This is a genomic window from Pseudomonas californiensis (genome assembly GCF_021147775.1).
GTDB lineage: Bacteria > Pseudomonadota > Gammaproteobacteria > Pseudomonadales > Pseudomonadaceae > Aquipseudomonas > Aquipseudomonas californiensis.
The window spans coordinates 14,230-29,482 of sequence record NZ_JAGTPK010000049.1 but is presented as its reverse complement, the minus strand read 5'-3'; the positions used below and the strand labels follow the sequence as shown (position 1 = coordinate 29,482).

Annotated in this window: 16 protein-coding genes; 7 read left to right on the top strand and 9 right to left on the bottom strand. The window is 58.4% G+C overall.

The features are described from left to right. Nucleotides 1-375 precede the first annotated feature (375 nt). On the top strand, nt 376-1,713 hold the full coding sequence (pabB, locus tag KDX37_RS26835; RefSeq protein WP_231656267.1) for an aminodeoxychorismate synthase component I: 1,338 nt from the start codon (nt 376-378) through the stop codon (nt 1,711-1,713). A gap of 203 nt (nt 1,714-1,916) precedes the next feature. Here the strand turns inward: pabB and thrH are convergent, their stop codons facing one another. Beyond that, a complete protein-coding gene (gene thrH, locus KDX37_RS26830; protein ID WP_231656266.1) occupies nt 1,917-2,534 on the bottom strand; it encodes a bifunctional phosphoserine phosphatase/homoserine phosphotransferase ThrH in 618 nt (205 codons plus the stop codon). Between the two features lie 171 nt (nt 2,535-2,705). Here thrH and KDX37_RS26825 point away from each other — a divergent pair, with 171 nt between their 5' ends. Further along, nucleotides 2,706-3,446, top strand: coding sequence for a phosphoadenylyl-sulfate reductase (locus KDX37_RS26825; protein ID WP_231656265.1), 741 nt, complete (start codon nt 2,706-2,708; stop codon nt 3,444-3,446). Between the two features lie 60 nt (nt 3,447-3,506). Here KDX37_RS26825 and cysB read toward each other — a convergent pair whose 3' ends face one another. The 4 genes from cysB to KDX37_RS26805 all read right to left on the bottom strand — a co-directional run bounded on the left by cysB (nt 3,507) and on the right by KDX37_RS26805 (nt 6,671). Continuing rightward, entirely contained in the window at nt 3,507-4,481 is a 975-nt protein-coding gene (gene cysB, locus KDX37_RS26820; RefSeq protein ID WP_231656264.1) for an HTH-type transcriptional regulator CysB, read from the bottom strand. A gap of 157 nt (nt 4,482-4,638) precedes the next feature. After that, complete coding sequence (locus KDX37_RS26815; RefSeq protein ID WP_231656263.1) at nt 4,639-5,130, bottom strand: universal stress protein; 492 nt, start codon at nt 5,128-5,130, stop codon at nt 4,639-4,641. A 196-nt stretch (nt 5,131-5,326) separates the two neighbouring features. Continuing rightward, a complete protein-coding gene (locus KDX37_RS26810) occupies nt 5,327-6,283 on the bottom strand; it encodes a putative 2-dehydropantoate 2-reductase (RefSeq protein ID WP_231656262.1) in 957 nt (318 codons plus the stop codon). Between the two features lie 28 nt (nt 6,284-6,311). Next, the gene (locus tag KDX37_RS26805) at nt 6,312-6,671 is read right to left on the bottom strand and encodes a thioredoxin family protein (RefSeq protein ID WP_231656261.1); all 360 of its coding nucleotides are present in this window, start codon (nt 6,669-6,671) and stop codon (nt 6,312-6,314) included. 242 nt (nt 6,672-6,913) lie between these two features. On the opposite strand from KDX37_RS26805, the gene KDX37_RS26800 reads away from it, so the two are divergent. Beyond that, nucleotides 6,914-7,990: a 3-deoxy-7-phosphoheptulonate synthase gene (locus KDX37_RS26800; protein WP_231656260.1), complete on the top strand. Its 1,077-nt coding sequence runs from the start codon at nt 6,914-6,916 to the stop codon at nt 7,988-7,990. Between the two features lie 79 nt (nt 7,991-8,069). On the opposite strand, the gene KDX37_RS26795 is transcribed toward KDX37_RS26800, so the two are convergent. Beyond that, a complete protein-coding gene (locus KDX37_RS26795; protein ID WP_231656259.1) occupies nt 8,070-8,351 on the bottom strand; it encodes a GNAT family N-acetyltransferase in 282 nt (93 codons plus the stop codon). A 155-nt stretch (nt 8,352-8,506) separates the two neighbouring features. On the opposite strand from KDX37_RS26795, the gene KDX37_RS26790 reads away from it, so the two are divergent. Together KDX37_RS26790 and oprI are read left to right on the top strand one after the other, a co-directional pair. Beyond that, nucleotides 8,507-8,785 carry a hypothetical protein gene (locus tag KDX37_RS26790; RefSeq protein WP_231656258.1) on the top strand — a complete coding sequence of 93 codons (279 nt, stop codon included), beginning with the start codon at nt 8,507-8,509 and terminating at the stop codon, nt 8,783-8,785. A 184-nt stretch (nt 8,786-8,969) separates the two neighbouring features. Beyond that, nucleotides 8,970-9,221 (top strand): outer membrane lipoprotei OprI, encoded by a 252-nt coding sequence (gene oprI / locus KDX37_RS26785; RefSeq protein WP_002553018.1) that lies wholly within the window; start codon nt 8,970-8,972, stop codon nt 9,219-9,221. Between the two features lie 88 nt (nt 9,222-9,309). Here the strand turns inward: oprI and KDX37_RS26780 are convergent, their stop codons facing one another. The 3 genes from KDX37_RS26780 to KDX37_RS26770 form a co-directional block, all read right to left on the bottom strand. Next, nucleotides 9,310-10,275: a L,D-transpeptidase family protein gene (locus KDX37_RS26780; protein ID WP_231656257.1), complete on the bottom strand. Its 966-nt coding sequence runs from the start codon at nt 10,273-10,275 to the stop codon at nt 9,310-9,312. A 115-nt stretch (nt 10,276-10,390) separates the two neighbouring features. Beyond that, the gene (locus KDX37_RS26775) at nt 10,391-10,672 is read right to left on the bottom strand and encodes a hypothetical protein (protein WP_231656256.1); all 282 of its coding nucleotides are present in this window, start codon (nt 10,670-10,672) and stop codon (nt 10,391-10,393) included. A 56-nt stretch (nt 10,673-10,728) separates the two neighbouring features. After that, nucleotides 10,729-11,334, bottom strand: coding sequence for an arylesterase (locus KDX37_RS26770; RefSeq protein ID WP_231656255.1), 606 nt, complete (start codon nt 11,332-11,334; stop codon nt 10,729-10,731). 10 nt (nt 11,335-11,344) lie between these two features. On the opposite strand from KDX37_RS26770, the gene KDX37_RS26765 reads away from it, so the two are divergent. Together KDX37_RS26765 and KDX37_RS26760 are read left to right on the top strand one after the other, a co-directional pair. Then, nucleotides 11,345-12,028 carry an ABC transporter ATP-binding protein gene (locus KDX37_RS26765; RefSeq protein WP_231656254.1) on the top strand — a complete coding sequence of 228 codons (684 nt, stop codon included), beginning with the start codon at nt 11,345-11,347 and terminating at the stop codon, nt 12,026-12,028. Then, complete coding sequence (locus KDX37_RS26760; RefSeq protein WP_231656253.1) at nt 12,028-14,544, top strand: ABC transporter permease; 2,517 nt, start codon at nt 12,028-12,030, stop codon at nt 14,542-14,544. The genes KDX37_RS26765 and KDX37_RS26760 overlap by 1 nt, the downstream gene beginning before the upstream one ends. Nucleotides 14,545-15,253: the final 709 nt, after the last annotated feature.

Sequence of the window (15,253 nt, the reverse complement as noted above, 5' to 3'; positions counted from 1 at the left end):
TCGCCACCCTTATCGTTGCTGTTAGTCATAAACATACCCGTTTGCCTATCCCTTATCTTAAGGGGGGAACGGTGTCCTGTCTTTCATGGGGCTCGTTCACACGTCACACCTGGCACTTACTCAGGCACTTGAATTTCATGCAGCCGAGTATTTTTACTGGCCGCGCACCGCCCTACCTCATTAACATCATGATTCAAAACTGCATCAGCCGTCTTTACTCTATCCGACGCCACTGTTCATCAAGAGGCGGGCATTGGCCTCCCCATCGGCACCTCGCGCTTCAACATCAAACGCAGTACGTTTTCATACAGAGCCTAGGCTCTCGCCGGTCAGGCCGGTTACAATCCCCAACCGAGTACCTGACCAGAACCCTGTATGCAAAGCTGTTCGATCGACCCCCTTCCCTATTGCAGCAACCCTGCCGACTACTTCGACCGGATCAGGCTCGCGCCCGGTGCCGTGCTGCTGGACAGCGGGTGGCCGGGTGCGGATCGCGGCAGGTTCGATCTGCTCAGTGCATGGCCATTGGAGGAGTTCGCCCCCACCCCGCAGGAAACCGGCACGGGCTTTCTGATGCGTCTTCGCGCCGGGATCGTCAGCCTGGGCGAGGCAGAACTACCCGCTGACCTACCCTTTGCAGGCGGTTTGATCGGCTATCTGGGCTACGACTTTGGCCGGCGCCTCGAACCGCTTCCCGAAACGGCTGTTGATGATCTTCAATTGCCAGACGCGCGTCTCGGGCTGTATGGCTGGGCAGTGATCAGCGACCATCACGCTTGCACCACTCAGCTGGTGTGCCACCCTGCTGTAGCTGAGCCCGAGCGCCAGCGCCTGCTGGCGTTGTTCATTGAGCCGTTCAACGCTACCTCCGCCGAGTTCAAACTGGATGGGGCTTTTCAGGCCGACCTCAGCGCCCGGGACTACCGGCTCGCCTTTGGCCGCATTCAGGACTACATCCAGGCAGGCGACTGCTACCAGGTCAATCTGACCCAGCGCTTCCAGACCGGCTGCCAGGGCGATCCGTGGGCGGCCTATTGCGCACTGCGGCTGGCGTGCCCGACGCCCTTTTCAGGCTATATGCCGCTGCCGGAGGGCGCAGCGGTGCTGAGTGTCTCACCTGAGCGTTTCGTCAAGGTCAGCCGAGGCACAGTAGAAACGCGTCCGATCAAGGGCACCCGGCCCCGTGGACACAATGCGACACAGGATTCAGAACTGGCCAACGAGCTGTTGGCAAGCCAGAAAGATCGTGCCGAAAACCTGATGATCGTCGACCTGCTGCGCAACGATCTGGGTCGCAGTTGCACAACAGGGTCGGTGAGTGTGCCGGAACTGTTCAGCCTTGAAAGCTACCCCAACGTGCATCACCTGGTGAGTAGCGTTACCGGACAGCTCTCCAGAGGCCTGGATGCGCTTGACCTGATTGCCGGCAGCTTTCCGGGCGGGTCTATCACGGGCGCACCGAAGATAAGGGCGATGCAGATCATTGATGAGCTGGAGCCCGCACGGCGCGGTATCTATTGCGGCTCCTTGATGTATCTGGATGTGCGCGGGGAAATGGACAGTTCGATCGCCATCCGCACCTTGCTGGTCAAGGACGGTCAGGTGTCATGCTCGGGTGGCGGCGGGATCGTGGCCGACTCGGACTGCGAAGCTGAGTACCAGGAGACTTTCACCAAAGTGCGCGTACTGCTGCAGACACTCGAAGCACTTTGATTCAGCCTCTGGGCTTTGCAGTTGATACTGAGCCGAGACCTCCACTCGATTAACCGATCGTTGCGTCATCAGGCGGACTCACAAATTGAATTCAGCTGCGAATTTCAATTTGAAATGAAAATCCAGTGGGCGAGCTTGCTCTCGAACTGGCTCACGGGCGGAGCATCAGCAGGATGTCACCGCCAGTTGCTGTGCTATCCCTGTTACAGCGTCAGGTCACGATTTGACGCCTTGATGAATTCCTTCTTCAAGTCTTCGAACGTGTGCACTGCCGGGAACTGCGGGAATTCACGGATCACGTTGTCAGGGGCATGAAACAGGATGCCCGCATCCGCTTCGCCCAACATGGTGGAGTCGTTATACGAGTCTCCCGCTGCAATGATGCGGTAGTAAAGGCTCTTGAACGCCAGCACTGACTGACGCTTGGGGTCTTTCTGGCGCAGTTGATAACTGACCACGCGATCCGTTTCGTCAGTAATCAGTCGATGACACAACAAGGTCGGAAAGCCCAACTGGCGCATCAGTGGCTGGGAGAACTCGTAAAACGTGTCCGACAGAATCACCACCTGGAAACGTTCACGCAGCCAGTTGACGAACTCGATCGCACCGTCGAGCGGTTTGAGGGTGCCAATCACTTCCTGAATATCGGAGAGTTTCAGCCCGTGCTCGTCAAGAATCCGCAGACGCTGTTGCATCAGCACGTCGTAATCGGGAATGTCCCGGGTAGTGGCCCGCAACGATTCAATGCCGGTTTTTTCGGCAAAGGCAATCCAGATTTCCGGGACCAGTACACCTTCCAGATCGAGACAGGCAATTTCCACAGAACACTCCTTACGGGCACTTCACAAAGGGAAGCGGCACTCTAGCTGCTCGCTACACCCTGCGCAACGCACCGCTGGCACGTGCGAAGCGGCCAAGGTGTGATGGATTTTGTTACCATTGCTGTCATCACGAGCGCTTAAGCGCCACCCCTGCATTTAGGAAGCCGCCTGATGAGCCAACCCTTCGACGTCGCCGCGCTCGCGGCGACTTATGCGAACAAGTCTGCGCAAGACATTCTGAAATTGGCCTTTGAACACTTTGGTGACGAGCTGTGGATTTCCTTCAGCGGCGCCGAGGATGTCGTGCTGGTCGACATGGCCTGGAAACTGAATAAAAACGTCAAGGTTTTCAGCCTGGACACTGGACGCCTGCACCCTGAAACCTACCGCTTTATCGAACAGGTCCGCGAGCACTACAAGATCGACATCGAGATCATGACCCCGGACCAGAACAGGCTGGAGCCGCTCGTAAAAGAAAAGGGGCTGTTCAGTTTTTACCGCGACGGGCACGGCGAATGCTGCGGTATTCGCAAGATAGAGCCGTTACGCCGCAAACTGGCCGATGTAAAAGCATGGGCCACGGGTCAGCGCCGCGATCAGAGCCCCGGTACCCGCAGCGCGGTTGCCGTGCTTGAGATTGATACCGCGTTTTCGACGCCCGAGCGCACGTTGTACAAGTTCAATCCGCTGGCGCAGATGACCAGTGAAGAAATCTGGGGATATATCCGGATGCTCGAACTGCCATACAACAGCCTGCACGAACGTGGCTTTGTCAGTATTGGCTGTGAACCCTGCACCCGCCCGGTACTGCCGAACCAGCACGAGCGTGAAGGCCGCTGGTGGTGGGAAGAAGCCACGCAGAAGGAGTGCGGGCTGCACGCGGGCAACGTGATTGCCAAGGCAAAAGCCTGACCTCGGCACCTGACCTGGGGGCACGGCGGGCAAAGGCCTGCCCGTCATGCCTCCAATCAATCAGTGCACCGGCAACTCGACGTTGGCGAACAGGTCCTCCATCTCTTGCTTGTTATGACACTGAATCGCTTTGGCCATGACCTCCCGCGTCAGGTGTGGGGCGAATTTCTCTATGAAATCACACATGAAACCCCGCAGGAACGTGCCGCGACGGAACGCTATCTTCGTCACGCTGGATTCGAACAGGTCGCTGGCGTCCAATATCACCAGGTCGTTGTCCAGCTCTTCGTCCACTGCCATTCTCGCAACAATGCCCACGCCCAGATTCAACCGCACGTACGTTTTGATCACATCGGCGTCCGCTGCGGTGAATACCACTTTAGGCACCAACCCGCGGTGACTGAACGCCTCGTCCAGCTTTGAGCGCCCGGTAAAACCAAATACATAGGTCACGATCGGGTATTCCGCCAACAGCTCCAGCGTCAGTTTCGGGACTTTGGTAAGCGGATGGTCCTTGGGAACCACCACGCAGCGATTCCAGCGATAGCACGGCATCATCACCAGGTCACCGAACTGTTCGAGCGCTTCGGTGGCGATGGCGAAATCGACGGTCCCGTCGGACGCCATCTCGGCAATCTGCATTGGCGACCCTTGATGCATGTGCAAGGCAACGTCAGGATACTGCCGGATAAAATTACTGATCACAGGCGGCAATGCATAACGGGCCTGCGTGTGCGTTGTGGCAATCGACAGCGTGCCTTTTTTCTCGTTGGAGAATTCCTGGGCAATTTGCTTGATGCTTTCGACTTTGCGCAGAATCTCGCCGGCGGTGGTGATAATGCGTTCGCCCGCCGGGGTGACCCGGGTGAGATGCTTGCCACTGCGGGCAAAAACCTCAACACCAAGCTCGTCCTCAAGCAAGCGGATCTGCTTGCTGATGCCGGGCTGTGAGGTGTATAGGCTCTGTGCCGTCGCGGAAACGTTGAGGTCGTGGTGCGCCACTTCCCAAATGTAGCGCAGTTGTTGGAGCTTCATATGTATCCCTCAAAGCAGATGAACCCTAGGGGGCATCAGCGACGGTATATAACTGGATTAATGGTCAGATGAATATTTCTAGAACTATTTATCACCTTTGAAGGGCGATGGCACGCTCGATTTCACTTAATCTTCCAATTAGGCCTTCGCCCTGCCCTCATCCTCTGTTCTGCAGCATGGGCACCATGTAAACCGGTATTTCTGAAAGCTGTAAGACCCTGGACGCTGTACGACCGATCAACGCCCCTTCCGTCGCTCTTTGACGGCAACCGCTGCCGACCACGAGCAGATCCACCGACAGCTTTCGCGCCTGTTCAAGAATCATGCTGGAAGGCTCTCCCTGAACGACACGCACTGTACGAATGAAAGACAGGTCTTTGTGACCTTCACCCAGGTCGTCACGAAACCCGTCGAGCATCCGTTGCTCAATAGCGTCCATGAACTCACTCGCGCCCCTGCTATGAAGTTCTCTGAACGCATCCTCTCCCAGATAGCTCTGCAGCACCGACTCGGCGAACAGTCCCATGGGTTCAACGATATGGACAACGTAGAGTGCTGCATCGAACGTTCTAGCCAGCGCCAATGCATGCTGCGTTACATACGGCGCATACAGACTGAGGTCTGTGGCGTACAGCATTGAACGAACCATACAACCTCCCGAACAGCCAGAACGGCGGAGATGGATTCAGTTTAGCAGCGCGCCCACGTCTGCGACGGCGCTCGACAGGCTCCCCGTCTGCCCGACGCCATAAGACCTGGCCACTACCGGGCAGTATATGGCGCGTGACCATGAGTCACCCAACAGCGGGAACATTGCTCAGGGAGACATTCATATCGTTACCCTGTCAGCGATTGCTGCGGTCAATAAAGGCTAGTGCCTGATACAACGTGCGCACCCTCGGCATGTCACACCCGGCCTCAAGCGCCGCAGCCAATGGCCGGGCGTAAATGGCGTCCAGTTCCAGCGGCCGCTGTTCGACCCGATCGTGGTACATGCTCGGTCTGTAGTCCGGCATGTTCTCGGTCACCGTAAAAAGGTGGCGCGCGAAGCCTTCGGGCAATACCTGACCACAAGCTTCAGCACCCTGTACGACTTCATCCATCAGCGATAAAACAAGATCTCGGCTTTCAGGAACAGTCATCAGACGCGAAGTGCTGGCCTGCAGCAACGCTGACAAACCGTTATAAGGCACGTTCCAGACCAGTTTCTGCCAACGGGCCTGCAGCAGATCGGCCATCGCATGGGACTCGACGCCTGCTGTCCTGAACAATGCGGCGCACGCCTGGACAATAGATAAACAGCTTGCGTCATCTTCAGCAGGGCCGCTGTGATAGCCCACACTGACGGCACCAAACGCCTGGTGATTGATCACGCCGGGCGCGGTCCGACTGACGCAAATGAAACACAGCCCTCCCAACAGGTGCAGCGTGTCGGGCAAGACCTCTCGAAGTGCATCCTCGACCGCCAGGCCATTCTGCAGCAGCAGGACCTTTGCGTCGGATGCCGCCGCCTGGCAAATGATTGGCCCAAGCGCCGCGTTACCGGTGCTCTTGGTCCCTACCAGCAGCCAGTCACAGGGCGGCATGTCAGCGGCCGACACGTAAGCCTGAACAGGGTTGAGACGAAGTTCGCCATGCACCGCACTGTTGACCTGCAACCCGTGCGTTGCGACGGCTTCAAACTCGCTGCGCAGCAAAAAATGCACATCGAACCCGGCACGCGCCAGCATCAGCCCATAAAAACCACCAATGGCCCCGGTCCCGATTATGCCGATCCGGGGACGATTTGTATCAGTGCTCATAACGGCTCTCTACTCTCAGTCACGATTGTCAGGGCAACTCATCGGGCACGTTGCCCAAGGCGCGCTCCAACGCGCCGACCAGGCCGTCAGCCGTCATCGTCGTGTGAAGCGAGCCGAAAAAAAACCCGTCACGCACAACGAACAAGGCTGGCAGGTGGAACACCTCGTAGCGCTGCACGGCGCCGCCGTTTTCTTCGGCGTCGATCCAGCAGAGCCGATCGATAGGCAGATGCATGTGCGGTAACTGCTGTCTGGCCCAGCGACAGCTCGAACAACCGACACTGGTGAAAATCACCAGCGAGATGCCCGACAGCTCCAGTAGTTGATGATCAATATCAAAATCGCTCAGTTGCACTTGATTCAACGAATGGTCCTCACCTCTGGGCATACACTATCCGTCGCAGAGCCATCGGTTGCAAATTCGAATGCAAAGCCTGCGCAAAAGCACCATGCGTCAGCCGCCAAAGACGATCGTCAGCACCGGCAACCGGGCTCGACACCACGTTTTAACCATTGTCGAACAGCCGGTTAACGCGCTAAGGTTCGGCTCCCCGCTGCGCTCAAACCTGCTGGGCACCGCCGCACGGGGTACCGTAGGCGGCCAGTACCCGCGACCTGATGAGTAACACGATGGCTGATTTACCGATTGACGACCTTAACGTTGCCTCCAACGAGACACTGATCACGCCGGATCAGCTCAAGCGCGAAATCCCTCTGTCTGACGCTGCATTGCATACCGTCAGCCAGGGTCGCGAAGTGATCCGCAACATCCTCGATGGCAATGACCACCGCCTGTTCATTGTGATTGGCCCGTGCTCGATCCATGACCTCAAGGCGGCCAAGGAATACGCCGAACGCCTGAAAACCCTGGCGGCCGAGGTTTCCGACACCCTTTACCTGGTCATGCGCGTCTATTTCGAGAAGCCGCGCACCACCGTGGGCTGGAAAGGCCTGATCAACGATCCATACCTGGATGACTCATTCAAGATTCAGGACGGCCTGCACATCGGTCGTCAACTGCTGCTGGACCTTGCTGAAATGGGCCTGCCCACTGCCACAGAGGCATTGGACCCGATTTCCCCGCAATATTTGCAGGACCTGATCAGTTGGTCGGCGATCGGCGCACGCACCACTGAATCCCAGACTCACCGCGAAATGGCCTCAGGCCTGTCTTCGGCAGTCGGCTTCAAGAACGGCACAGACGGCGGCCTGACGGTTGCGATCAACGCTCTGCAATCAGTCTCCAGCCCGCATCGTTTCCTGGGCATCAACCAGGAAGGCGGCGTGTCGATCGTGACCACCAAGGGCAACGCCTACGGCCACGTGGTACTGCGCGGCGGCAACGGCAAGCCGAACTATGACTCGGTGAGTGTTGCGCTGTGCGAGCAGGCCCTGAACAAGGCCAGCATTCGACCGAACATCATGGTCGATTGCAGCCATGCCAATTCCAACAAGGACCCGGCCCTGCAACCGCTGGTGATGGAGAACGTTGCCAATCAGATCCTGGAAGGCAACGAGTCGATCATCGGTCTGATGGTTGAGAGCCACCTGAACTGGGGTTGCCAGTCCATTCCCAAGGACCTGTCGCAACTGCAGTACGGCGTTTCTATCACCGATGCATGCATCGACTGGGAAAGTACCGAAAAAACCTTGCGTAGCATGCATGCCAAGCTCAAGGACGTCCTGCCTGCGCGCAAGCGCAAGTAAGGACAGTCAACAGCGGCAATTGAAGCTGTAACGAAAACGCCGAGCAAATGCTCGGCGTTTTTGTGCGTGGTGCGATAACTCAGATCTTGGCGGCTTGCCGTTGATGGCGCTCCATGTAGCGCTCCACGTAGGAGCAGGATGCGATAACGGTATAGCCCATGCTGTCGGCATAATTGAGTGCCTGCTCGGTCAGGGCAGCCGCAATGCCTCTACCCCGCAGGGCATCCGGAACGAAAGTCCGATAAAAATCCAGGGTCTGCTTCCCCAGGTCCATATAAGTCAGGTAGGCACGATGGCCGTCGATGTTGATTTCGAACTGATGGCCGGTCTGATCATGGTGGATGGACAACGCCTCGCTCATCGCTACTCCTCGCGGGTCTTGGATTTTGACCCCTACCTTACCGATCTTTTTCCGGCGAAGGAACATCTACGCCACCCTGCGTCTGTTTTTGACACCGGGAAGAGCCAGCCGATCTCAATAAGAGCACCCTCAAATAGTAGGCGTCATTGCCGAATATGCTCAAGCACAAAGCTCATAAAAAAGATGAAACCTCATTAAAAGCCAGGGTGACGGTCTGGCATGCAAGCGCCCAGCGAACTCAAACGGGCCAGCTCTCGAAGAACGCTGTTGCCGAACGTTTGAAACAGCAAACGTTCATTAATGCCCTGAAGCAACATCGCCTTGAGCCTGTGATCAACACAACCTCCAAGTCGCCTGCCAGCCGCCCGAATGCCGGCCGAAACACTGGACTGATAGTGTTGTCAGAGGCTGAGCGGCGAACGCCGTCGCGTTAAAAATGTATAGTTTTTGAACAAACTGCATGAGCAGTAAGGCGGAACACTTTCAAACCCGGGAAATTTATCGGCTTCTTGCGCTTCGTCCGTTTACTTACTACAAACAATGGGTACTATGTACGCCGGTCATTTTCTCACGTTCGAGAGATGACTAATTTGAAAAAATTCCTTGAAGGGGAACACGATGAACAACGTTCTGAAATTCTCTGCTCTGGCTCTGGCAGCAGTTCTGGCCACCGGTTGCAGCAGCGTATCCAAAGAAACCGAAGCTCGTCTGACAGCTACCGAAGACGCAGCAGCCCGTTCGCAAGCACGTGCCGACGAAGCCTATCGCAAGGCTGACGAAGCTCTGGCTGCTGCTCAAAAAGCTCAGCAAACTGCTGACGAAGCCAATGAGCGCGCTCTGCGCATGTTGGACAAAGCAAGCCGCAAGTAATAATCCTTCGGGATTATGGAAAGCCGATCCGGCAACGGATCGGCTTTTTTATTGCGCTTTTTTCAGCACCTTGAACGCCTGTGCAAGCTTATTGAAAAATTACCGGTGCTTCAGATACCGCAGCGGCAGTACCCGGAACAGCAATCTCGACGGGCATACCGTCTTCAGCGGCAACTACGTCACGCACCAGATCCCAGTTCATACGCAGGTTATTGGCCAGGTCGTCACGCTTGAGTAATGCATTGATGACCGCAGTGTGCTTATCCACCACCGATGGATTGCCTTGGTCGTCAACGGGCGTGTGGGCTTCGAGATACACTTTGCCGCCGCTCAGACCGAACTTGTATGGCTCACTGATAATGCGCACGGTTGTGCCGACCGGGGCCATGTCGGCCAATTCAAGTACGTTGTTGTTGTACATACGGAAACAGCCGTGGCTGGTGCGCATGCCAATCCCGAACTTTTTGTTCGAACCGTGGATAAGGTAACCGGACATGCCCAGGCCGAACTTGAACGGCCCCAGCGGGTTATCCGGACCTGCCGGCACGACATTGGGCAGCGGATCACCGTCGGCAGCGTGCTCAGCCTTGATAGACGCAGGCGGCGTCCAGGTCGGGTTCGGTGTTTTGGCGATGACTTTGGTAACACCGATCGGCGACCCCCATCCTTCGCGCCCCACACCCAGCGGATAGGTGTGCACAACGTTCTGCCCCTTGGGGTAGTAGTACATGCGGTATTCGGCCAGATTGATAACGATACCTTCGCGGGGGCCCGGCGGCAGGATGAAACGGGTCGGCAGGACGATGTCCTTGCCTGCACCCGGCAGCCATGGGTCGACACCCGGGTTGGCTGCGATCATTTCCAGATACCCCAGGTCGTAACGCGTGCCGAGGTCGGCAAAGGTATCTTCGTATTTGGCTTTGATGACCTGGACCTGCCCGATGATGTCTTCGCCGGGCGCAGGCAATGGAAACTCCAGTGCATGAACAGAGCCTGCCGCGCAGAGAGCAGCAAGTGACAGACAGCGGGTAACAGCTGGAATGCGCGACAACATCCGGGAAAGTCCTTCGGGTAACGGCTATAGAGAAGAATTGAAGTGTACACCGGCGCTCGCCGATTCGGGGAGCTCTGCGCCCGGCTCCACGCACCTGACAACAGCACGCGGACAGCTAAAGCTCAGGCCAGATGGGGTTCATGCCTCTGCGCTGGGCATCAAGGATGGCTTTGCACAGCTGACACAGACGGTCGTCGCGCAGCGCGTCCGGCTCGACGGCAGACATTTGTGGCTGCGCTGGCAGCAACGTGCCGCATAACGTGCGGTCAATCGAGCCACCAAGCTCCAGCTGACGCGCAATCAGATGCACCCGCACTTCCTGGCACGCGAACAGATCAAGCTGTTCATCGGGCTCAAGCACTTGATAGGCATATAGGGACCAGGCGGGACGCGGCATGGGGGGCTCCAGATCGGGGGCGCCACCTTAGCCGAAAGCCCCCGCCTAGAAAAGCCTCAAAGCAGCGGTTTCAGGGTCGGCCAGACATTTTCCAGCAACTTGTTCTGCGCAGACGCGGCAGGGTGAAGTCCATCGGACTGCATGAGCTCTGGCACACCACCAATTCCTTCCAGGAAAAACGGCACCAGCGGCACTTTTTTCTCTTTTGCAAGGTTGGTATAGACCTCTTCGAACGCCTTGGTATAGCGCGGTCCATAGTTGGGCGGTATGCGCATACCCAACAACAGGACCTTGGCACCCGCCGAACGTGATCCATCTATCATCGACGAAAGGTTTTGTTGCAATTGAGCAGGCAACTGGCCACGCAGCCCATCGTTACCCCCCAATTCGAGAATAACCAGCTCAGGCTTATGCTCTGCAAGCAGCGCAGGCAGCCGCGCCTGGCCCCCGGCACTGGTGTCGCCGCTGATCGACGCATTGACCACCTTGTCGTCAAAGCCCTGCTCCTTGAGCCGCTGTTCCAGCAGGCTGACCCACCCCACCCGGGTATCCAGGCCGAAAGCCGCGCTGATACTATCCCCAACGATCAACACTGTGCCCGCCATTGCGCCCTGTGAGAGCAGCATCAACCCCAGGCCAGCACTTAAAAACCACGCACGCATCGGATTCTCCATGAGTGAAAGTATTCTCAGTGCCCAAAGCCTCAGTAAAGTGGTCCCCAGCACCGAAGGTGACCTGACTATCCTGCACGAACTCTCCCTGGAACTAAACAAGGGTGACACGCTGGCCATCGTAGGCGCCTCGGGTTCGGGCAAATCCACCCTGCTCGGCCTGCTGGCCGGGCTGGACCTGCCAAGCGCTGGTTCGGTGGTTCTGTCGGGCCGCAACCTGAGCGAGCTGGATGAAGATCAGCGCGCCAGGGTGCGTGCCGAACACGTAGGCTTCGTCTTCCAGTCGTTTCAATTGCTCGACAGCCTTAATGCGCTGGAGAACGTCATGCTGCCCATGGAACTCGAAGGCCGCAAGGACGCCCGCGAGCGCGCCCGCGTCCTGCTGGAACGAGTCGGTCTGGGCCAGCGCCTGACGCACACGCCACGTCAGTTGTCCGGTGGTGAACAGCAACGGGTTGCGATTGCCAGAGCCTTTGCCGCTGATCCAGACGTGTTGTTCGCCGACGAACCCACCGGCAATCTCGACAGTCATACAGGTGAGCGGATCAGCGACCTGTTGTTCGAATTGAACAAGGAGCGCAATACGACACTGGTACTGGTGACTCACGATGAGCGTCTGGCCCATCGTTGCCGACGCCTGATCCGTCTTGAAGGGGGCCGTCTGGTAGCCCCTCTGGAGCCTTGATGGCACGCTTGCCTTTCACCCGCCTGCAGAGCCTCGCTGCGCGCCAACTGCTGCGCGATGCTCGCGCAGGGGAATTACGCGTACTGTTTTTCGCGCTGCTGGTTGCCGTCGCAGCCAGCACAGCAATCGGTTATTTCGGCGCTCGCCTCAATGGCGCGATGCTGCTGAGGGCGACCGAATTTCTGGGTGCCGATCTGATTTTGGAAGGCTCCAGCCCGGCACGCGCCGAACAGGTGCAGGAAGGCGAGCGGCTCCAGCTCAAGCATGCACAGATCGTTATCTTCTCTAGCGTCATCGCCACCGACGCAGGCATTCAGCTGTCAAGCATCAAGGCTGTGGATAGCGCCTACCCGCTGCGCGGCGAGCTTAAAAGCGCGCCGGACCTTTACCAGACCGAGCAAGCGGGCAGTGGCCCGCAGCCCGGCGAAGCGTGGGCCGAGGCCAGGCTGTTTCCCGCAGTCGGCCTTAACGTCGGTGATGACATCGACGTTGGCGCCAAGACCCTGAAACTGACTCGCGTACTGACCTACGAGCCCGACCGCGCCGGCAACTTCTACAGCCTTACGCCGCGGGTAATGATCAACTTGCAGGACCTGGCCGCCACGGGCGTGGTTCAGCCGGGCAGCCGTGTCAGCTACAGGGAAATGTGGAGCGGCCCGCCGCAGACGTTGGCCGCGTACCGCAATGCCATCGAGTCCGGTCTCGAACCGCATCAGGAAATCAAGGACGCCCGCGACGGCAGCCAGCAAATTGGCGGCGCACTGGGCAAGGCCGAGCGTTATTTGAACATGGCCAGTCTGGTAGCCGTGTTGCTGGCAGGCGTCGCCGTTGCTCTGTCCGCGTCGCGTTTCGCCGCCAGACGTTTCGATGCAAGCGCCCTGCTCCGCTGCCTGGGCCTGTCGCGCGGTGAAGCAATGGCGCTGTTCAGTCTGCAGCTCGCAATCATCGGTCTGCTGGCCAGCCTGAGCGGGGCCGTGCTGGGCTGGGTGGCGCAACTGGGTCTGTTCGCGCTGCTGCAAAACCTGTTGCCAACCAGTGTTCCACCGGGTGGCCTGCTGCCTGCGCTGGCAGGAATGGGTACCGGTCTGGTCGCACTCGCCGGTTTCGCGCTCCCCCCCCTGGCCGCACTGGGCCGCGTGCCGCCTTTGCGCGTACTACGTCGCGACATGCTGCCGATCCCGGCCAGCTCCTGGTTGGTTTACGGTGCCGCGCTGTTGGCGCTGGGCCTGATCATGTGGCGCCTAAGCCTTGACCTGGTCCTGACCTTCGCCTTGTTGGGCGGCGGCATCATCGCCGCACTGGTGCTGGGCAGTCTGTTGCTGCTGGCACTCAACAGCCTGCGTCGTTTGCTGTCAGGGGCGTCGCTGCCGTGGCGGTTGGGCCTGGGTCAGTTGCTGCGTTATCCGCTGGCTGCCGCTGGCCAGTCATTGGCCTTTGGTTTGATTCTGCTGTCGATGGGCCTTATCGCGCTGCTGCGGGGAGAGCTGCTCGATACCTGGCAGAACCAACTGCCCAAGGACGCGCCGAATTACTTCGTGCTCAATGTACTACCAGCGGACAAGGAAAACTTCGCCCAGGCCATCAGCAAATTGTCCACGCACTCAGCGCCTTTGTATCCGGTAGTGCCGGGCCGTCTGACCAGCATCAACGGCGAGCCTGTCGGCAACTTCGTCACCAAAGACTCACGCGGCGAGAACGCCACGCGTCGGGACTTGAGCCTGACCTGGGCTGCCGACCTGCCGGAAGGCAACACACTGACAGCAGGCAACTGGTGGAAGGACCTGCCCCCGGCCGGTCAAAACGATACGACGCCAGGCGTTTCGATCGAGACCAAACTGGCCGAGAGCCTGCACATCAAACTGGGGGATCGCCTGAGCTTCATCGTAGGCGGTCTGACACGCGACGCTATGGTGACGAGCCTGAGGGACGTGAACTGGGACACCTTCCAGCCCAACTTCTTCATGATATTTCAGCCCGGGAAGCTTGCTGACCTGCCGACTACTTACCTGACCAGCTTCTACTTGCCGCCCGGGCAGGACCGGCAGATTGTCGAACTGTCGCGGGCATTTCCCTCCATCAGCATTCTGGGAGTAGAAGCGCTGCTCGCGCAGGTGCGCAGCATTCTGGACCAGGTGACTCTGGCGGTGCAGTTCGTGCTGCTGTTCGTGTTGGCAGCAGGCATCGCGGTGCTGTTCTCCGGCTTGCAGGCCACACTGGATGAGCGGATTCGCCAGGGCGCGCTGTTGCGTGCACTGGGAGCAGAGCGCGCGCTGTTGATCAAATCCCGCAGAATTGAGTTCGGCCTGTTGGGCGCCGCCAGTGGCCTGCTTGCGGCACTGGGCTGTGAGCTGGTGAGCTTCGTGCTGTACAGGTATGCATTCTCACTGGAATGGCAGCCGCACCCCTGGCTGCTGTTGTTGCCGGTGATCGGGGCGCTGCTGGTCGGCGGCGCGGGCGTGTTCGGCACTCGCCGTGCGCTGAATGTCAGCCCGCTGACCGTGCTGCGTGAGGGTTGAGGCGGTGCTGGTCAACAGGCTGGGGCGAGTTTCTGATGGAACACGGACTCCAACTGCTGCCCCACTTTTGAGACGCGCTTCACATTGATGGGGTGCCTTAAATCAGTCTTCGCGAGCAAGCTCGCTCCCACGCAAACCTGGATTCCACATTTGAAATGCACACCCGTGGGAGTCAGCTTGCTGACGAAGAGGGCGGCATATTCGCTAAAAGATGCATGATAAGGATCAAAGAAGGCAAAGCCACAGCACCCTAAAAAAGCCGCGCTTTCCTTCCACGACAGCCGCGCCACTACAGAGCGCGACGTAAGGTGCAGGCTGAGTCCTGGCGCTGATCCGGGGGTCAATCGGCATGGATGCCGATTGAGCCGCACCGGGCCAGGGATGGCCCGTTGCGGCGACCGCCGGGTCAGGACGAAGGAATCCGCCGCAGGCGGACCCAACCGGAGCTGGAGACTTTGCCTACTTTGGTCTTTTCAAAGTAGGGCGCCGTAAGGGCGCAAAGGTGACGTGAGTCGAATACATCAGGCTCCTGAATCCGCAGTCAAAAAACCGCACCCGACCTCATGATTGAAAATATCCCGAGGACCCGCGAAGCACCGTCCTGCCCACAGGCATGAAAACTCAAACAGGCCTCTGCCCGAAGGGTGCGGGAACTTGCGAAGGTTACGACGGCTGCGATGGGCTACGCTGCGGCCCTTGACGATTGCAA